The sequence below is a fragment of the Vibrio sp. La 4.2.2 genome (assembly GCF_027586995.1).
GTDB lineage: Bacteria > Pseudomonadota > Gammaproteobacteria > Enterobacterales > Vibrionaceae > Vibrio > Vibrio mediterranei.
This window is the reverse complement of sequence record NZ_JAPPTJ010000008.1, coordinates 86,230-106,003: the sequence shown is the minus strand read 5'-3', so window position 1 is coordinate 106,003 and position 19,774 is coordinate 86,230. Positions and strand designations below refer to the sequence as shown.

Annotated in this window: 19 protein-coding genes; 8 read left to right on the top strand and 11 right to left on the bottom strand. The window is 44.7% G+C overall.

Translation table 11 applies throughout. The annotated features are described in order from the left end of the window. The first annotated feature begins 13 nt into the window (after positions 1-13). Together panB and panC are read left to right on the top strand one after the other, a co-directional pair. On the top strand, positions 14-808 hold the full coding sequence (gene panB, locus OH456_RS18645; RefSeq protein WP_006072660.1) for a 3-methyl-2-oxobutanoate hydroxymethyltransferase: 795 nt from the start codon (positions 14-16) through the stop codon (positions 806-808). 8 nt (positions 809-816) lie between these two features. After that, complete coding sequence (gene panC / locus OH456_RS18640) at positions 817-1,704, top strand: pantoate--beta-alanine ligase (protein WP_124940254.1); 888 nt, start codon at positions 817-819, stop codon at positions 1,702-1,704. Positions 1,705-1,794: 90 nt separating this feature from the next. Here panC and OH456_RS18635 read toward each other — a convergent pair whose 3' ends face one another. Beyond that, positions 1,795-3,051 carry a methyl-accepting chemotaxis protein gene (locus OH456_RS18635; RefSeq protein ID WP_198558305.1) on the bottom strand — a complete coding sequence of 419 codons (1,257 nt, stop codon included), beginning with the start codon at positions 3,049-3,051 and terminating at the stop codon, positions 1,795-1,797. Positions 3,052-3,185: 134 nt separating this feature from the next. Between OH456_RS18635 and OH456_RS18630 the strand changes: the two genes are divergently transcribed. Beyond that, positions 3,186-3,953: a potassium channel family protein gene (locus OH456_RS18630; protein ID WP_006072654.1), complete on the top strand. Its 768-nt coding sequence runs from the start codon at positions 3,186-3,188 to the stop codon at positions 3,951-3,953. 46 nt (positions 3,954-3,999) lie between these two features. Here OH456_RS18630 and OH456_RS18625 read toward each other — a convergent pair whose 3' ends face one another. Beyond that, a complete protein-coding gene (locus tag OH456_RS18625; RefSeq protein WP_270034032.1) occupies positions 4,000-5,517 on the bottom strand; it encodes a CYTH and CHAD domain-containing protein in 1,518 nt (505 codons plus the stop codon). A 205-nt stretch (positions 5,518-5,722) separates the two neighbouring features. Here OH456_RS18625 and OH456_RS18620 point away from each other — a divergent pair, with 205 nt between their 5' ends. From OH456_RS18620 to OH456_RS18610, 3 genes are all read left to right on the top strand, one after another. Next, positions 5,723-6,403: a TIGR00153 family protein gene (locus OH456_RS18620; RefSeq protein ID WP_038222611.1), complete on the top strand. Its 681-nt coding sequence runs from the start codon at positions 5,723-5,725 to the stop codon at positions 6,401-6,403. Between the two features lie 124 nt (positions 6,404-6,527). After that, positions 6,528-7,790: an inorganic phosphate transporter gene (locus tag OH456_RS18615; protein ID WP_038224033.1), complete on the top strand. Its 1,263-nt coding sequence runs from the start codon at positions 6,528-6,530 to the stop codon at positions 7,788-7,790. 221 nt (positions 7,791-8,011) lie between these two features. Continuing rightward, complete coding sequence (locus tag OH456_RS18610) at positions 8,012-8,623, top strand: TIGR04211 family SH3 domain-containing protein (RefSeq protein WP_006072646.1); 612 nt, start codon at positions 8,012-8,014, stop codon at positions 8,621-8,623. A gap of 74 nt (positions 8,624-8,697) precedes the next feature. Here the strand turns inward: OH456_RS18610 and rpoS are convergent, their stop codons facing one another. The 9 genes from rpoS to OH456_RS18565 form a co-directional block, all read right to left on the bottom strand. Beyond that, positions 8,698-9,675: an RNA polymerase sigma factor RpoS gene (gene rpoS, locus OH456_RS18605; RefSeq protein ID WP_006072644.1), complete on the bottom strand. Its 978-nt coding sequence runs from the start codon at positions 9,673-9,675 to the stop codon at positions 8,698-8,700. Between the two features lie 115 nt (positions 9,676-9,790). After that, positions 9,791-10,747: a murein hydrolase activator NlpD gene (gene nlpD, locus OH456_RS18600; RefSeq protein WP_124940255.1), complete on the bottom strand. Its 957-nt coding sequence runs from the start codon at positions 10,745-10,747 to the stop codon at positions 9,791-9,793. Then, the gene (locus OH456_RS18595) at positions 10,748-11,371 is read right to left on the bottom strand and encodes a protein-L-isoaspartate(D-aspartate) O-methyltransferase (RefSeq protein WP_006072640.1); all 624 of its coding nucleotides are present in this window, start codon (positions 11,369-11,371) and stop codon (positions 10,748-10,750) included. It abuts the gene before it with no gap. A 4-nt stretch (positions 11,372-11,375) separates the two neighbouring features. Further along, positions 11,376-12,140, bottom strand: coding sequence for a 5'/3'-nucleotidase SurE (surE, locus tag OH456_RS18590; protein ID WP_006072638.1), 765 nt, complete (start codon positions 12,138-12,140; stop codon positions 11,376-11,378). 4 nt (positions 12,141-12,144) lie between these two features. Further along, a complete protein-coding gene (truD, locus tag OH456_RS18585; protein ID WP_270034031.1) occupies positions 12,145-13,122 on the bottom strand; it encodes a tRNA pseudouridine(13) synthase TruD in 978 nt (325 codons plus the stop codon). A 12-nt stretch (positions 13,123-13,134) separates the two neighbouring features. Then, complete coding sequence (gene ispF / locus OH456_RS18580; protein WP_006072635.1) at positions 13,135-13,614, bottom strand: 2-C-methyl-D-erythritol 2,4-cyclodiphosphate synthase; 480 nt, start codon at positions 13,612-13,614, stop codon at positions 13,135-13,137. Then, complete coding sequence (gene ispD / locus OH456_RS18575) at positions 13,611-14,321, bottom strand: 2-C-methyl-D-erythritol 4-phosphate cytidylyltransferase (protein WP_006072633.1); 711 nt, start codon at positions 14,319-14,321, stop codon at positions 13,611-13,613. The genes ispF and ispD overlap by 4 nt, the downstream gene beginning before the upstream one ends. Next, complete coding sequence (gene ftsB, locus OH456_RS18570; protein WP_006072631.1) at positions 14,318-14,599, bottom strand: cell division protein FtsB; 282 nt, start codon at positions 14,597-14,599, stop codon at positions 14,318-14,320. Before ftsB ends, ispD begins: the two co-directional genes overlap by 4 nt. A gap of 116 nt (positions 14,600-14,715) precedes the next feature. Then, positions 14,716-15,369: a PilZ domain-containing protein gene (locus tag OH456_RS18565; RefSeq protein WP_270034030.1), complete on the bottom strand. Its 654-nt coding sequence runs from the start codon at positions 15,367-15,369 to the stop codon at positions 14,716-14,718. Positions 15,370-15,589: 220 nt separating this feature from the next. On the opposite strand from OH456_RS18565, the gene OH456_RS18560 reads away from it, so the two are divergent. After that, positions 15,590-17,722, top strand: a complete 2,133-nt coding sequence (locus OH456_RS18560) for a TonB-dependent siderophore receptor (protein WP_270034029.1) — start codon at positions 15,590-15,592, stop codon at positions 17,720-17,722. Positions 17,723-17,910: 188 nt separating this feature from the next. Continuing rightward, on the top strand, positions 17,911-19,680 hold the full coding sequence (locus OH456_RS18555) for a lysophospholipid acyltransferase family protein (protein ID WP_270034028.1): 1,770 nt from the start codon (positions 17,911-17,913) through the stop codon (positions 19,678-19,680). The last annotated feature ends 94 nt before the right edge of the window (positions 19,681-19,774 follow it).

Sequence of the window (19,774 nt, the reverse complement as noted above, 5' to 3'; positions counted from 1 at the left end):
GTAAGGATTAAAAATGAAAAAAATCACCATCAACGATCTTGTTAAATGGAAACAAGAAGGTCGTAAATTTGCAACGTCAACCGCGTATGATGCGAGCTTTGCAGGTTTATTTGAAAGCCAAGAAATGCCAGTTCTACTAGTGGGTGATTCACTAGGTATGGTACTTCAAGGCCGCAACGACACACTTCCTGTAACAGTAGAAGACGTTGTTTATCATACTCGTAGTGTACGTGCAGGCAGCCCAAACTGTCTTCTTATGGCCGACATGCCTTTCATGAGCTATGCCACTCCAGAGCAAGCTTGTGAGAATGCGGCAAAGCTGATGCGTGCAGGCGCTAACATGGTTAAAATTGAAGGCAGTGATTGGCTCGTTGATACCGTAAGAATGCTGACTGAACGTGCTGTTCCAGTTTGTGCTCACCTAGGTTTAACGCCGCAAAGCGTCAATATTTTTGGTGGTTATAAAGTTCAAGGTCGCGATCAGAAGAATGCAGACAAAATGGTACGTGACGCACTGGCTCTTCAAGAAGCTGGCGCTCAAATCGTTCTATTGGAATGCGTTCCTCAAGAGCTCGCAAAACGTATCACAGAAGCGCTCGATGTCCCTGTTATTGGTATCGGTGCAGGTAACACTACTGATGGCCAAATCTTAGTGATGCATGACATGTTTGGTATTTCGGCGAACTACATGCCTAAGTTCTCGAAAAACTTCCTCGCAGAAACTGGTGATATGCGCAGTGCTGTCGCGAAGTACATCGCTGATGTGGAAAGCGGCGCTTTCCCTGATGACGCTCATACGATTGCCTAGGGGGAATCATGCAAACTTTAGCTGATATTGCTGAACTTAGAGAGCAAATTGCACTACTTAAGCGCGAACAGCGTCGAATTGCCTTTGTTCCTACTATGGGTAATTTGCACGAAGGCCATCTTACTTTAATGCGCAAAGCACGCGAACATGCTGATGTCGTCGTCGCGAGCATTTTTGTTAATCCGATGCAATTTGATCGTGCGGATGACTTAAACAACTATCCACGCACGCTTGACGAAGATATGGCGAAGTTGACGGCTGAAGGTGTCGACTTATTGTTCACGCCAACACCAGAAGTTATGTACCCACAAGGCTTGGATAAACAGAGCTTTGTTGAGGTTCCAGGCATTTCTCACATGCTTGAAGGTGCTTCACGTCCAGGGCACTTTAGAGGCGTATCAACTATCGTCACTAAGCTGTTCAATATCGTTCAGCCAGACGTAGCTTGCTTTGGTGAAAAAGATTACCAGCAACTGGCGCTTATCCGTCAAATGGTGAGCGATCTTGCCATGAATATTGACATTGTCGGTGTCCCAACAGTGCGTGAAATGGATGGCTTGGCAATGAGCTCACGTAATGGTTATCTGACAATGGATGAACGCCAGCGTGCACCTGTGTTAGCAAAAACCATGCGTTGGATTAACAGTGCAATTCGCGGTGGTCGTGATGATTACGCTTCCATTGTTGAAGACGCAAGTGATCAATTGCGTGCAGCAGGTCTTCAGCCAGACGAAATTTTCATTCGCGACGCACACAGCTTGCAACCGATTAGCAGTGATTCAACGCACGCGGTTATTTTGATGTCGGCTTTCTTAGGAAAAGCGCGTCTAATTGACAACCAAGTCTTAGAGTTACAACAGCAACAAGCGGAAACAGAATCAGCAGAAGAAAACTAGCACTGTAGTTTTTGTTGCTACAGTGCACACATTCGTTGGATACAAAAAAGGGGTCACTGTAATCAGTGACCCCTTTTCTATTATTGCGAATTAAACTCTAAACGATTGAATCTTACCATCGAGTTCTGTTGCGTTATTCTGCATCATTTCCGACGTTTCCAACAGCTCAGTAACAACCACAACCGACGCTTCGACCAGCTCTCTTACATTAGTCAGGTTTTGATTCATCTCTTCGGCAACACTGCTTTGCTGACCCGCTGCAGTGGCAATTTGGAAGTTCATATCATTAATCTGATTGACTTGATTCACAATGCCATCAAGTTCTACACCGGCATTGGTGACAAGTTCTACACCGTCGGCCGCTTCGACCACGCTCTTTTCCATCAATTCAACCGCTGAATTGGCGCTTGATTGCAGTTGAGAAATCATCTCTTGGATTTCTACTGTCGCCTGCTGTGTGCGTTGAGCGAGATTGCGCACTTCATCCGCAACAACAGCAAAGCCTCGGCCTGCCTCTCCTGCACGTGCAGCTTCAATAGCTGCATTAAGCGCTAGAAGGTTAGTCTGCTCTGAAATACCTTGAATGGTGCCCACAACACTGCCGATGGACTCAACACGTTCTTCAACTTGGTTTACCGCTTGCGCAGAAGCTGCGATATCATCCGACAACTCACTCATTTTAGTCACAGTGCCTTGAACAAAACGTTGACCTGTCGATGCCTGCCCTGAAGCTTGTTCTGTTAGCTGAGAAGCATTCTGAGCGTGATCTGCAACGGTCTGAACCGTTGAAGTCATTTCACTCATTGCCGTGGCAAGCTGATCGATTTCGTTAAACTCTTCTTGAGAAGACTCTTTGGTTTCAGACATGCTTAACGTCATCACTTCAGTGAGCGTCGCGAGTTCTTGAGAAGTAACCACTTGAGTCTTGATGATATCTTGCAGCTGAACACGAGTGCGTTCTAGCTCTCTAGCAACGTCACCGTACTCATCTTTACAATCCATGTTGACCGGCACGGTCAGGTCTTTGTCCGCCATGCGTTTGATAGCATCGCTGAGATATGTAGTTTGTTTTAACATCGTTTTAGCGGCGAATAATAAGAGCGCAACAAAGAGCACGATCATCAATGCTGTTTGCCAAACCACTTGAACCAAGTAGGCTTCATAATGCTGTTGCGCGACCTCTGCACTTTGCGTCGCAGCAAGCAATGAATCATAAAATGTACTGGCATCCCATAATTGCTTGCTAACCAACAGAACCGTACTAAATATCATCAACATCAACATCTTAGGAACTAAGCGCACGTCCGTTATTACACGCTCCCAAGGTTTAAATGCCAGTGTGGTCATTATCCGTTCTCCATTATTTATTATATAGTTAGGGTGTCTTTACCTAACTTTGATGCCAACGTCATTTACTTGTACGTTACCTTCGCTAAAGGAAATGGCACGCATGAGCCCAAGTTATTTATTTCGAGCCTCGTATGAAAGCAAATGATACCAAAACTGAAACTAAGCCTCTGAGTTTATTGTCACTTTTTCTGTCGTTTATGGCGCTATTTGTGATCTCAGCCTTGTTGTTTGCGCCTATCAATAGCGATGAGCGTACCGTCCTTATCGGCCTAGACTTTATAATCTGTAGTTTATTTCTGCTGCAGCTTTTCATAGATCTGATCCGCTCCACAGATCGTCTGCAATTTATGAAAACCCACTGGATCGATTTTGTCGCTAGTGTACCTATGATTGAGCCGCTACGTTTTGCCAGAGTGTTTCATATCTTTAGAGTTATTTTGGTTATCCGTTCTGGTGAGGCCCTACTAAGACAACTGGCGCGGAATAAGCACGAAACCACCATTGCTTCTATTTTATTACTACTGATCTTACTGATCACCGCAGGCGCTGGGCTTATGCTCTGGGCGGAAGGAGATGATCCCGAAGCCAATATTCAGCATATCGGCGATGCAGTTTGGTGGGCTTTCGTTACCGTTTCAACAGTGGGCTATGGAGATCATTACCCTGTTACGGGTTTGGGAAAAGCGCTAGCTGGAGTGATTATCATCTGTGGTGTTGGTTTGTTTGGTATGACATCAGGTTTGATTACCTCGCTGCTTTCCTCACCAAGTTCAATGGATGAAAGGCGTTCCAAACATAAAGAAGTGATGCTACAGAAGGTGTTAAACCAACAAGAAATCATCTTACACAAGCTAGAGAAAATCGAAAGAAAAATGGACTCGCTGGATTCCAATAAATAACAAAAAAGAGGCACCACGCCTCTTTTTTGCAGCAATTAATTAGCCACTAGTCCTGCCAGTAAGGCTGAGCTTCAATACTGATTTGTCGAGTTTGCTCCATCGCATGTAGTATGGAGCTCTCCTGGCGTTTCAACCAACGTTCTAGTTGCTGTTGCTCTTCGCCTTCTAATTTTGTGACTAAGCGCTCTAAAGGCTCCAACATCAGTAAGTCGTCGATTCCCTGAAGTAAATCTGCCCAAGGAAGCCGGAAACTATTGCGCTCATCCATATTATAAAGGCTAGCAAAACCAACACCGGTGTAGAGATTCCTCATCAAACGATATTGTTGGTCGATGTAATCCTGTCGAGTGAGCAGTTTCTCTGGTGGGAAAGCCTCAATCAACTCAGCCCAAGTGCGTGCAAGCTGTTTGATGGAAAACGGCTTAATGTTTTGCGCCATCTTATCGCGAGCTTTGTCATCAAGAAACGGCTGCCAGCCTCGCGATAAAATCCAGCGACTTAGGTCTAGTAATAGACCTGCATAGCGTGCCGAGTGAATCAATTTCAGCATGTCTTCACGATCAGGTAGCTCTTGCTCCATCTCTTTCAGCTCAGCAACCAAATACTTTCTTGCATCCAGCTTTCTTAGAACATGCCCTTTATCTTCAAGTAACATTTCGAAGTGATCATAACTCTTGAGCCAGCTTAGCTCCTCTTCTAACCACTTCAATTCTTGTCGTACAATTGCACTAGCACGGCGAGGAACAATGCCACCGTAAACAGTAAGAATCTGGCGAATAAAGCTTAGTGCATGACTAATTTCATGCAGCGCTTCTATGGACTCATGCTCAACGTAAATTTGCTCATGATAATGCCAGTGAGCTAGAGCATGTTCGAGAGACTGAATAAAGCAGGTTTCTACACTATCGCTTTCTACGGTGTCGACTAAATCCATTGTCTTGACGGGATCACCTTCGTAATCCATTGCCAAGCGATAACCTCTCGCCGCTTTACTTAAGTTACCTAAGCGAATGCCACCGTCTTCACTAAATGAGCGAGCCAATGTGAATAGCGCATCGGTTTGACCTGATTTTAACTCCAGCTCCACTTCGCAAATGGGATAAGTTTTATCACCCGAAGAGACCACTCCTTGATCGAAGGCCACTTCCACTTGGCTACCATCAGCCATACCAATCAACCACTGTTCACGCGTAAAGTCTGTCGCAAAAATAGGTGTCAGTTCTGCTTGCAATACATCGATATCTTTTCCTTGAGGATAGATATCTACTGGATGAAGTGTGAGCAATGGAGAGTTGGAAGTGTGTTCTGCATTAAATTCTGGACGTTGGTGCAAACCTGCAACCACGCGTCCAGATGTTTTTACAGTTTGAACAAAAACATCATCAAAACGGCGAATTCTTAAGCCAATATCATGTTGGCGTAACCAGTTATCAGGAGTATCGAAGTAAGTGTTTCCTAACTCACGACAACTGTGCTGAAGTACTTTTGTTTCAGAAATTTTGTTACGTAAAGTTTCTGAAAATTCAGGAGAAACAAAAAACTTCAGTTCTATCTCGGTTTCCATAGTTTTACCTTTCGGGGACACTCACAACAGGATATGAGCAATCGATGCGTTCAGCAAGTGACAAATATCACCCAAATGATGATCTAAAACAGTTTAAATCAGACTTTTAATGGGTTACCATGCGCGCCTTTATAGCCATCGCTCAACATTTCACCATGAATTGGTGTATGTTTATTTCAGGTTATATTAATTAGGTTGAATGACCATGCCAGTAAATACAATTATGGGGTTATTTGCAAAGTCCCCTATTAAGCCTTTGCAGCGCCACGTAGTGTGCGTAACAGAATGTTGTTCTCATCTTATCAACTTCTTTGAGACTAGTGCTCAAGGCGATTGGGAGAAAGCAGCAGAGATCCGTGCGCAGATTTCTCACCTAGAGAAAGAAGCGGACGTACTTAAGCGTGAAATACGCTTAAAACTACCACGCGGTTTATTCATGCCTGTGGATCGTAGCGACATGCTTGAGCTACTTACACAGCAAGATAAGTTAGCGAACCTATCAAAAGACATTGCCGGTCGTGTATACGGTCGACAACTCGTCATTCCAGCTCCACTGCAAGAAAACTTCATCGCTTATGTAAAGCGTTGTCTTGATGCAGCTAACCAAGCTCAAAAAGTAATTAACGAGCTTGATGAACTGTTAGAGACTGGCTTTAAAGGCCGCGAAGTTACGCTTGTAGCAGAAATGATTCATCAGCTAGATATCATCGAAGATGATACTGATGCAATGCAGATCCAACTTCGTCAGCAATTGATGACGATTGAGCACGACATGAATCCAATTGATGTCATGTTCCTCTACAAGATTTTTGAATGGGTCGGCGGTATTGCAGATCAAGCACAGCGTGTAGGCGCTCGTCTTGAAGTGATGCTGTCTAGGTCTTAATCGAACGTTAACTAAGTAACAAAGAGCAAGGATGAATTAGGCGTTGAGCACAGACAATGCTTAAGAGTTTGCCCTGCGCCTAAAGAATTGCTCCGCTTGTTATGAAACAAAACTAGGTATTACAATGGATATTCTTGCAAACTACGGCACTATCCTAATTATTGTTGCAGCAGTATTCGGTTTCCTTATGGCAATCGGTATTGGTGCAAATGATGTTGCCAATGCAATGGGTACTTCTGTTGGCTCTAAAGCTCTAACAGTTAAGCAAGCGATCATCATCGCGATGATCTTTGAATTTGCTGGCGCATACCTTGCCGGCGGTGAAGTGACTGACACGATTCGTAAAGGTGTTATTGAAACGTCACTGTTCGCCCATCAACCTGACATTCTTGTCTACGGTATGATGTCCTCTCTACTTGCCGCAGGTACATGGCTACTTCTAGCTTCTTACATGGGCTGGCCAGTATCAACGACACACTCAATCATCGGTGCCATCATTGGTTTCGCATGTGTGTCAGTCGGTACTGAAGCGGTAGACTGGGGCTCAGTTAAAGGCATCGTAGGTAGCTGGGTTATTACCCCTGTTATTTCTGGCTTTTTTGCTTACGTAATATTTATCAGTGCACAACGACTGATATTTGATACTGAAAAACCACTGTTTAACGCAAAGCGCTTTGTGCCAGTTTACATGTTCATTACTACCATGGTTATCGCCCTGGTAACGATTAAAAAAGGTCTTAAGCACGTAGGTCTGCACCTAGAAGGTATGGAAGCGTGGTTCTGGGCTGCAGGTGTTTCTGCACTCGTTATGATCGGTGGTTACATCTATATCCAACGTAAGTTTGCTGACCGTGAGGAGGATCATGGTTTTAGCGGCGTTGAAGGTATCTTCAGTGTTCTAATGGTTATCACAGCTTGTGCAATGGCATTCGCACACGGTTCGAACGACGTAGCTAACGCAATTGGTCCACTGTCTGCGGTAGTATCTACCGTTGAACACATGGGCGAAATTACAGCGAAAAGCTCTATCGCTTGGTGGATTCTTCCATTAGGTGGTATCGGTATCGTTGTTGGTCTTGCAACAATGGGCCACAAAGTAATGGCGACTGTTGGTACGGGTATTACCGAACTAACACCAAGCCGTGGCTTTGCTGCACAGCTAGCAACAGCTTGTACGGTTGTTTTGGCTTCAGGTACAGGTCTTCCTATTTCGACCACGCAAACACTTGTAGGTGCGGTTTTAGGTGTTGGTTTTGCTCGCGGTATTGCTGCACTAAACTTAGGTGTTGTTCGTAACATCGTAGCTTCTTGGATTGTTACGTTACCAGCAGGTGCACTACTAGCGGTCGTATTCTTCTACGCTATGCAAGCCATCTTTGGTGCATAAGCACGATGTGCAATAAAGTCAGAGAGATGTGAAGCTCACGTCATATTTGACTCAAATTCAAATAAAGGGAGGCTTTGCCTCCCTTCTTTGTTGCACCCCGTTAAGAAACTTCATACTATTTGCCCATTCTTAAAAATTTACAAATTGAGAGTACGTCTCCGCGACCAAAGCGAACGATACTTTCTTGTTCATTCCCCATTGAAACACTTAAGGGACTTACTGTGAAAAAACTGATCTGCATGATCATGGTGTCATTACTGGCAGCCCCTGCTGCATTGGCGCAGGATCGTTATATTGCTGACAAGCTATTTACTTATATGCATTCTGGCCCTAGCAGCCAATATCGAATCATTGGCAGCATCAATGCTGGTGACAAAGTTCGACTACTCTCCACTAATAGAGAGAATGGTTACTCTCAAGTTCAAGATAGCCGTGGCCGCAAAGGCTGGGTTGAAACTAAGTATGTGACCACTCAAGAGAGCATGGCAGTGCGTCTTCCGCGTCTTGAGAAAGAACTGACTGAAGCGAAATCACTACTGGCTAACGCTCGTGAAACAGCGAACAGCGAAAAAGATGGTCTGGTGAGCTCTCTAGAAGCACGTAACAAGCAAATTGCTGAACTGGAGCAAAACTACTCAGATATCAGCTCGCAGCTAACCTCATCTCAAACTGAAATCCGTGAGCTGCGCGCAAAGCTGGATACACAGAAAGAAGACCTACTGCTGCGCTACTTTATGTATGGCGGTGGTGTAGCTGGAGCAGGTCTGTTGTTTGGTTTGATTCTTCCACACATCATTCCTCGTCGTAAGAAGAGTCCAAACGGCTGGGCATAAGACAGTTCAGCATTACGCACAGACAAAAATACCGCCTAATTTGGCGGTATTTTTTTGTTCATGAGACGAAAAGTTTAATCGTCATCGAAATTGAACAGTGACTCCATATTCAACCCTTGTTTGATCAGGATATCGCGAAGTCGACGTAAGCCTTCAACTTGAATCTGTCTCACGCGTTCACGGGTCAGATTAATCTCACGTCCTACTTCTTCTAGTGTCGATGGCTCATAACCGAGCAGACCAAAACGTCGTGCTAGTACTTCTTTCTGCTTAGGGTTTAGCTCGTCAAGCCAGTGAATCAGCGAAGACTTGATATCATCATCTTGAGTCGATACTTCAGGGTCTGAATGCGTTGAGTCAGGAATAATATCTAGGAGTGCTTTTTCACCATCACCGCCAATCGGTGTATCTACTGAGCTAATACGTTCATTTAGACGTAGCATCTTAGACACATCACTGACTGGCTTATCAAGCTTCTGTGCAATCTCTTCTGCTGTAGGCTCATGGTCTAGCTTCTGTGATAACTCACGAGCAGTACGCAAATAGATATTGAGTTCTTTCACAACATGAATCGGAAGACGAATGGTGCGAGTCTGGTTCATTAACGCACGTTCAATCGTTTGTCGAATCCACCAAGTGGCGTAAGTAGAAAAACGGAAGCCTCGTTCTGGGTCAAACTTTTCGACTGCTCGAATCAAACCAAGGTTTCCTTCCTCAATAAGATCAAGCAGCGCCAGTCCACGATTGCTGTAACGTCGAGAGATCTTCACCACCAAGCGAAGGTTACTTTCGATCATACGTTTACGAGCGGCTTCGTCACCCTTTAGGGCACGTCGCGCATACAGGACTTCTTCTTCCGCGGTAAGTAATGGAGAGAAACCAATTTCGCCTAAGTAAAGCTGAGTCGCATCCAGGCTTTTCGCCGATGCGTCATACATATCTTTATCTTCAGAAATGGATTCATCGTTGGTAAGTGCGTTTTCGACGATCTCCGTTGATTCCGTTTCAACGTCGAAGTTTTCATTTTTGGTTACTGCATTGCTGATACTCATAGCGCCTCCCCCTGGCGAGCTAGCAAAACATGACTACAAACTATGTCGCTAACCTTCTCTGATAACGTCAATCAAATTGCAAGTAGCTTTCGTATTGTAAATACGTATACGGTAATTACGGTAAGTAACGCTTAGGATTTACCGATTTACCTTGGTAACGAATTTCAAAGTGCAGTCTTACACTATTGGTTCCGGAGCTTCCCATTGTTGCGATTTTTTGTCCGGCTTTTACACTTTGTCCTTCTGATACCAATAACCGATCGTTATGCGCGTAGGCACTGAGGTAGTTATCGTTATGCTTAACAATAACCAAATTTCCATAACCTCTGAGTGCATTACCCGAATAAACCACGGTTCCTTTTGCAGTGGCAACAATCGCTTGGCCTCTCTGGCCTGCAATGTCGATACCTTTATTTCCTTGGTCCCCTGCAGAAAAGTTCTTTATTACACGTCCCTTGGTTGGCCATTGCCAGCTCGTTACTTTGCCGCTAGAGCTAGGTGGTGGCTTCGGCTTGGTTTGAGCAGTGCTCTGTTTTGCCGTATTGGGTTTTGTGTTATTAACATTTTGTTTACCTTTAGAGTCACCATACTCCTTTGTTTTTGATTGATCAACCTTCTTAGTGGCTGTTTTTTGACTATTTTGCGTTGATGAACTACCCGTCTTCGCTTTGGAGGATTGCGAGTTAGAAGACTTAGCTTTAGCGGTGGTAGAACCCGCGGCAGCTGTTGCAGTAGAAGCCGCAGCCACTTCCCCAGCACCAGAGCCAGCGTACGCAGGAGGAGTATAAACAGGTCGCCACAAATTGAGGCGCTGACCAGGATGAATGGTGTAAGGAGAACGAAGATTATTTAGTCGAATCAGTTCCTTAACGTCTTTATCCGTTTTGTAGGCGATGAAATAGAGGGTATCACCCTTTTGCACTTCGTAATAACTACCGCGATAGCTCCCTCGAGAGACATTATCGTACCTGCCTCCCAAATCTGAGACAGGTGCAGGCGAACGCCCAGCACACCCAACAAGTGCACTGGACAACATAATTACGGAACCCACGGCCTTCAAACGGCTTTGCATTTACGCTAATTCACCTGCAATCAAAGGAACAAACCTTACTAATTCAATAACTTCGGTATTAAAACTATCACCTTTTCGAGTGATTTTTAATAGTTGTTGTTCATCATCACCAACAGGAATTACAAGTCGCCCACCTTCTGTGAGCTGAGACAGTAAAGCGTCAGGGACTGTCGCCGCTGCAGCTGTCACAATAATCGCATCAAAAGGACCTTTTGCTTTCCATCCTTGCCAACCATCACCATGTTTAGTCGAGACATTGTAAATATCGAGTCTCTTTAGGCGACGTTTAGCATCCCATTGAAGAGATTTGATTCTTTCTACCGAGAAGACGTGCTCAACTATTTGAGCTAAAACTGCAGTTTGGTAGCCAGAACCCGTTCCTATCTCGAGTACTTTAGTTTCTCTTGATAGCTCTAAAAGCTCGGTCATTTTGGCGACAATATAAGGTTGAGATATTGTTTGGCCAGCGCCAATAGGCAACGCATTGTTATCATACGCTTGATGTATCATCGCTTGAGACACGAACTGTTCTCTCGGTACAGATTGAATCGCCTCCAACACTGCACCATTGGTAATGCCATGCCCTTTGATAAACTCAACGAGTCGTTCCGCTTGCGGATTCATTACCTTAATCTCTCCCTGCTATCCAACGTTCCATTGCACCAATTGATTCATGCGCGGTCAAATCCACCTGAAGTGGAGTGATGGAAATATGGCCATGCTCTATTGCATAGAAATCCGTTCCTATACCCGCATCTTGCTCTTTCCCCGGAGGACCTAGCCAATAGATATCGTGACCACGTGGGTCCTTCTGTTTAATCATACTCTCAGCATGATGGCGCGCGCCTAATCGAGTCACCTCAACCTGACCTAATTGTGCTAATGGAAAATCTGGAATATTGATATTCAACAAGCGATTAGTTGGGACTCTTTGCTTAAGATGTCGCTCCACAAACTGTCGAGCGATAATCGCTGCAGCTGTAAAGTTCTGTTTGCCTACCAAGCTAAATGCAATGGATTGAACTCCAAGAAAGTGCCCTTCCATAGCTGCGGCAACCGTTCCGGAATACAGAACATCGTCACCAAGGTTTGCACCATGATTAATACCAGACAGCACGAGATCAGGCAGGTCATCTTTCATTAGCTCATTGAGTGCAAAATGCACACAATCCGTCGGTGTGCCTTGCACAGAGTAAACACCCGGCTCAATTTGATTTACGCGCAGAGGCTGTTCTAGCGTCAATGAGTTGGAGGCACCAGATCGGTTGCGATCTGGTGCAACAATGGTTACTTGCGCAATATCACTAAGTTCTTTCGCTAGTGCTCGAATGCCTTCGGCATGCACCCCATCATCATTGCTGATTAAAATGCTAAGTTTTTTACTCATATCCATGTGTTTAGAATTGTCGTTCCACTTCTTCTATTTGAGCCAGCTCTCGTAAGATTGATGTTGCAAAGCTACCTGAGTCTAAAAAGAAAGAAAGCGTCACGGCATCATCTTCTAGCTGACTTTTTAATGATTCAGGCTTCAGTAAGATAGCTCGGCGATCGTGTCGCATACGATTACCACGAATCAACAACATGAGGTCAGGCTCTTGATCTACCGCGCTTTGCTCAAGTGTTAAAGCATCTTGCTCTGTCGGCAGGGCGTTATCACCAGCCAGTGCAGCGGTAATCGCGCCATTATCGTCCAGAATATCACCCGCGATTGCACTCTCGAAACACTGAGCTTCGATGCGCTTAGAGACAATCTCATTAAAAATCCAAGAGCGAGCTGCCGACAAATATAGGCTGCGCTTATTTTGGTTACGAGTTCGTACATTTTCACGTCCCCAACGTCTTGCTTCGGTGACATTGCCGCCATCTCTACCAAATCGTTGCTGACCAAAATAGTTAGGAACACCACTCGCTTCGACTTGCTGTAATCTCGCGCTCAATTCCGTTATATCAGAAACGTCCGTAAGACGAATATCAAACTCGTTCCCCGCTAAATCACCTGGTCTTAACTTCTTGTTATGCCAGTTAGTTGCTACTATCTCAATACTAGGATATTGCTTATGAAAGTCGGAAAAGTCAGGGACATTCTTTTTCGGCAGATGCACACTCAACCACTGCTCTGTCACAGCATGTCTGTCTTTAAGACCTGCCCAACCTATATCTTTGGACTTGACCCCGCAAAACCTTGCCAGTTCGTTGGCAACAAAGCTGGTATTCTCACCATTTTTGCGAACGCGTAGCATCAAATGCTCGCCTTCTCCTGTGAACTCATAGCCAAGTACTTCGCTAACCACAAAATCTTCATTGGTCGCTTTAAATTTGGCTGTCGTGGTCGGCTTACCGTATAGGTAAGCTAAGTGTTGTAAAACATCAGTCATCATCGCTGCCTATTAAGACGTAATTTTGCTAATCAATACCACTGCTTCAGTGGCAATTCCTTCTTTACGTCCTGTAAAGCCTAATCTTTCAGTTGTCGTTGCCTTCACATTGACGTTACCAATATCGGTATCTAAGTCTTGTGCAATGACTTGGCACATGCTGTCAATGTGAGGGGCCATTTTAGGTGCTTGCGCCATGATGGTGATATCCGCATTAACCAGTTCGTAGCCTTTCGCTTTCACTTTACTGTACACATCACGAAGTAGAGCGCGACTATCCGCTCCTTCCCACTCGGCATCAGTATCTGGAAAGTGACGACCAATATCTCCTGCGGCGATAGCCCCAAGCAAGGCATCACATAAAGCGTGAAGTGCAACATCACCATCAGAGTGTGCGATCAGTCCTTGCTCGTAAGGGATGGCCACGCCGCCAATGATTACAGGACCTTCGCCACCAAACTTATGAACGTCAAAGCCATGGCCTATTCTCATTGTTGTACTTCCTCTTTCATTAAATAAAATTCAGCCAGAGCTAAATCTTCTGGCCTAGTAATTTTGATGTTGTCTCCACGCCCTTCAACTAGCAATGGAGAAAGCCCAGTCCACTCAACAGCAGACGCTTCATCGGTAATAGAAACCCCTTCCTCTAGTGCATTAGTAAGTGCACTATGAAGTAGCTCTACTTTGAACATTTGTGGCGTCAACGCATGCCACAAACCCACTCGCTCTACAGTATGGTCAATACCATTAACGTCATCGGCTCGCTTCATGGTGTCTTTCACGGGCGAAGCTAAAATTCCGCCAACCGGGTGTACGGACACTTCATAAATCAGCTTGCTGATGTCTGCCAAGGTGATACAAGGTCGAGCGGCATCATGAACCAAACACCACGCATTAGGAATACGCTGTTTAACGTAGTCGATGGCAGCGAGTACCGAGTCGGCACGCTCATTACCACCAGCAACACGCACTACTGGCTTTTCCGATAAAAATGACAGTCCAGAATAATAAGGGTCATTTTCACTAACAGCGACAATGACGCTTTCGACACTTGGATGTGACAGTAACTTATCAACCGTATGCTCTAAGATGGTTTTGTCATTAATCTTAAGGTATTGCTTAGGGAGGTCAGCTTGCATACGACTGCCCACGCCAGCAGCTGGCACAATAGCAATGATAGGATGGTGTTCAGGGATCATTGGTTGTCCTCACCTATGATGCGATAGAAAGTCTCTCCGTCTTGAATCATTCCTAGTTCATGTCGTGCTCTTTCTTCAATGGCATCAAGCCCTTGTCGAAGGTCATCAATCTCCGCAAACATCTCGTTATTACGTGTCTGTAGGTTTTGATTCACTTGCTGTTGCACTTGGATTTCTGATTCAACTTGATTGAAGTCGACGATACCGTTTTTTCCAAACCAGAGAGTATATTGCAACCAAGAAAAAACAACTAACAACACTAGGGTAAAGATACGCATAAACTGGCACGTTCCATCGAAAAAATCTGCTCTTTATATAGCACAGTTTACACCTTGAAATAAGCGAAGAGAAAGCCTTGTTCTCGACTAAGGTGAAAAGTAAGTGCCTACTCGCCCTAATGACTGGCTTGAAGAGACCATTCGGCAAGTGTCATTTTTAGGTTATTTGACATCAATACTTGCTGGTTGAATTGAATTCCGATTAACGAACCCACTCCATGCTTTTTAATACTAGCTATTTCGAAGGTAATTCCTGCGGGTAAAAAACGATTCAGCTCACAATCTATTTTTACCTCTAGCCCTTTACAAAAATCATGTTCTGAAGCGATAAAAATACCACAACCAGACAACGAGAAATCCACCATTGTTGCTTCGGTTTGCGCTTTACCAACAGAAAGAGAGCAAGGAATTGCAAGCTTATAACGCGAATGCTCTCTAATGGGCTTAGATACGAAGTTGTTGGGAGGTGAAAGATAAATCTGTTTACTAGGCACACTAGAATCGGCAATGCACTGACAAGTAAACGCCACTACATGTCCGTACCCCGTATCCGTCAACCCCCTGACAATCACCTCTTTTTCTATCAAGGCACAAATCGTCTCTTGCTCCAGTTCTTGCGCATCCACAACCAAATAGTCATCAAATTTAAAGCCGATTAAAGACGCAGGTAGCCCTTTGAGCGGCTCTTCACCTGTAACAGAAAGACTGAGTTTCATACCTGTTTTAAGGTAACGATAACATTCATATTGTTTTTTTTGTCCCCATTCCACTGACGCTATCCTTTTGTTTACCAACAAATTAATTACACCTCATTTACCTGTTTGATGCAATCCATCAGCCTAAATTTCAAAAGATACAGATTGTTACATTTAGCAATATTGCAAATGATAATAAATAGCATTAGCATTCACCTCGCTACTAATATGATGTCATATACCAATAATAAACTATTCAATTTGTCTCGATTTTTACGAGCAAGGAAAGCCCAGAATGAAATTCCAAGTGACCACACTTTGCAGTGCCGTGGTACTCGCACTTAGCACCTCTCCAGCATTTGCCGAACAAAACAAATCGAGTGTGGATGAAACACTCGTCGTACATGCGCAAAGCTTTGATGACTATAAAGTTGACAGTGCTTCAGGTGCTATGCGCACCGATGCCTCTATGTTAGAAACCCCGCAATCTGTAAACGTGATTCCCGAGATTGTCTTGGATGAACAACTGGCAACCACATTAGGTGAAGCGTTGCAAAACGATGCTAGTGTCAGCGCAGGCTCACAGAAATGGAATAGAGAAACGTTCTACTTACGTGGATTTGAGCTGTCATCAACCAATGGCTACTTGCGCAATGGTCACTCACTATTCACTCACTACATGTTGCCAATTGAAACCTTAGATCGCATTGAGGTCATAAAGGGTCCATCCAGCCTTTTATACGGTAACTCAGCGCCAGGCGGCATGATTAATATGGTGTCAAAAAAGCCGACTGCGACTCCAAAAGTCAACGTAGGTGCAGATTTTGACGATCTAGGGAGCACGCGCTATCACGTTGATGCATCGGGCAAATTGAATGAATCAGGGACACTTCGTGGTCGTACTGTCTTAGTAAAACAAGACAGTGTTGAAAGTAGAAAGTACGCAACGGGTGATAACCGAGAACGCGATCGTTTTCTAGGTTATGGCGTCATTGAAGCTGATCTTTACGACTGGGGTCTACTCTCTTTCAACTACGAAAAGACTCAAGATAATGCACCGATCGACTCAGGCTCTTGGTTGGACCTAAATGGTAATCGAATTGGCGATAAAGAAACCATCAGAGACGCTCACTGGTCATTCATCAACAACGATGTAGAAAACTTTGGTGCTGATCTTAATCTGTATATCAATACACAATGGGAAGCCAAACTAAGCTACAACTTACAGGACATGAAGCGTCATCGCTATGATTCGATGCCGACACCAGACTCTAATACGCTCGTTGATGGCAGTTACACCATGAGCCCATTTGATCGTCATGATCATTGGAAAACTCAAGCTTTCCACGCAGATCTTCACGGTAACTTCACTGCTCTCAATGTGGATCACCAAGTCTTGATCGGTACAAATGGCCAGTTCTATGACTATGCGCAGCAGCGAGTGAAAGGCAGCTCAATTAGTGTGCAACCTGGTGAGAACCCAGCAAACCCGGGGCTAGACTATAACAATGCCACGTCTACTTATGAGAGTAACAACCATTTCTACGGTTTTTATGCTCAAGATTTAATCACTTTCAATGACCAGTGGCAAGCACTTGTAGGTGGTCGATATGACATGTACTTTGCCGATGGTACCAACTCAAAAGATGAAGTTGTAAGCGGTGCAAATGACAGTCAATCCTTCTCTCCAAAAGCAGGCTTGATATTCCATCCAAGCTATAATGGTAGCATTTACGCTAACTACTCTGAGAGCTTCAACCCAGTCTCTAACGTGGTTAATGATGACAACTCTATTACCGAGCGTGTACCTGAGAAAAGCCGTCAGTACGAGTTGGGCACAAAATGGGAGCTAATGGATAATCGTTTACTGCTTACTGGTGCTATATTCGATATTGAGAAAAAGAACATCAGTATCAAAGAGAATGGAATCACGACACAAAACGGTACTCAGCGCCACCAAGGCGTAGAAGCTGGTGCACAAGGTCAAATCGCCGATAAATGGTTTGTGATGGCAACCGGTATGTACTTAGATGCAAACTTCGACAAACATGATAAATACCAAGATAAACGTCCAGCCAACGTTCCAGAATGGAGTGGCTCTGCATGGACTCGCTATGCGATGACTGACTCGACGGCATTTAACCTTGGTATGTTCTATCAAGGTGAGCGCTGGGCTGATAATGCTAACACCGTCAAACTGGATGGTTACGTGCGCTTTGATGCCGGTGCATCACACAAAATTAAGAGCGATTATGTCGTGTGGGATTTCCGATTCAATATCGAAAACCTCTTTGATAAAGAGTATGTTGCTGGCACAGGTGGTGGTGGCGAATATACCACTAAATCAGGTAGCTCGACAGGCGTGATCAACGATGTTCATTTCGGAAATGAACGCCGATTCAAACTGTCCGTGAACGCAACATTCTAAACTAACTAAATCGAGCCCAGCGACCTCATCGCTGGGCTTTTTCTTCTCACTGTCTCATATCCCTCTAATTCGATGTCACGATTTTGACATCAACACGTCATCCATCTTCCATCTGCTGTTCGCCATTTTGACATATCAACGTCATAGCATTTTAACCACATTAATTTGACTTATGTTCAGAGGTTGTCATGGAAACTACCAGTCCTTTTCGTCTGCCGCGCAGGTCTCCACTAGGCCTAGCAGAAAACGTTACTGAGTGGGCTACTGGCCTGTCAGTTTTAGACCGATTATACGCTCAACGTCCTGCAGATTGTGATACCGAGACTTTCTTGCGTTTCACGTTGGATATCCTAGGTATTGATTATCGCATCGAAGCAGGCAGTAGTGAGACGATACCTAAAACTGGAGCAACCATCATCGTAGCTAATCATCCTCTGGGTTGTGTTGAAGGCGTCATCTTGGCTGAGGTGCTACTGCAGATTCGCAAGGACGTGAAAATTCTTGCCAATGAATTTCTTAAACTGGTTCCGGAGCTGGAGCCTTTGTTCATCGGCGTAGATGTGTTCAACGGAACCAATGCACATCGATCAAACTCCAGAGCATTGCGACAAGCCAACCAACATTTAGAACTTGGTGGCCTTCTGCTTGTATTTCCTGCAGGCGAAGTGTCCCAACTGGTTGACAGAAAATCGCTTCAACTGGAGGACAAGCAATGGAGCCGATCCGTTAGTACCCTTATCAAAAGAAATCAGGCAACCACTGTGCCAGTGCATATCGGCGGCGTTAACTCCAAACACTTCTACTTGGCAGGAAAGGTCCACCCGATGCTGAGAACGGCCATGCTAGGTCGCGAGCTTCTCAATAAAAAGAACACCGCCATCCGAATTTCAATTGGCAACAAAATCAAGTTTAAAGAGGTGAGTTCGCTAGACAGTCAGCAGCTAGTTAGTTATCTGCGCCTTAATACCTATTTGCTCAATCAGCAACATCCTGAAAGAAACCATAGCTCACTTTCTTCTCATCAACGTGAGCAAGCCATAGCCTCAGAAACTCACCTCAGCGAACTGCTTGAGGACATCGAACTCCTCCCTCAAGAGCACTTACTCCTTACTAGCGGTGAGTTTGAGGTTTACTGTACCACCATGGATCACATTCCTGCGGTGATGCGAGAAATCGGACGTATAAGGGAAATTAACTTTCGACAAGTTGGAGAAGGAACGGGGCAATCTTTAGACATCGATCAGTTTGATCAGCTCTATCAACACCTATTTGTTTGGGACAAGGAGAAACAAAAGTTGGTCGGCGCTTATCGTCTAGGTCTCGTTGATCAGCTCATTAAGCAAGGGGATATGCGCACCTTATACTCTCGCACCCTGTTTAACTTCGAGCACACTTTCTTAAATACAATGGGCAAATCCATTGAAATGGGACGCAGTGTTGTCGCAGAAGAATACCAAAAGAGCATGAGCGCCCTACTACTGCTGTGGAAAGGTATTGCGGAATTTGTACGTCGAAATCCAAACTACACTCATCTATTTGGTCCGGTGAGTATTAGCAATGACTATAGCGACATCGCTCGCCAGCTCCTCACCGACACAATGACCTTGCATCACTACGATAATGACAGTGCACGATATGTAAGCGCGTCTAATCCCCCTAAACAAAGTCGCCATAGACAGTGGTGCCCTCAAACACTGGGTGCTCTAGCGGACGTTCAACTGTTGTCGCGCGTTATCTCAAGACTGGACACTGGAAAAAGCGTACCTGTCTTGTTAAGACAATACCTAAACTTAAACGGCAAGTTGGTTTGTTTTAACGTCGACCCCAACTTCAATGACGCATTGGATGGTTTGATCGTTGTCGATCTCACCTCGGTACCTCATAAATCCTTAGCTCGCTATATGGGATCTGAACACGCTAAACAGTATCTAAACAAGCACAATGCTATGTCCATTTAGTGTCTACGTTACCTTCTTCAAAGCAGCTTCGGCTGCTTTATCCTCTCTCAAACCGTCTCATCCATGAGAACTAAGTCATTCTTTTCCAATAACT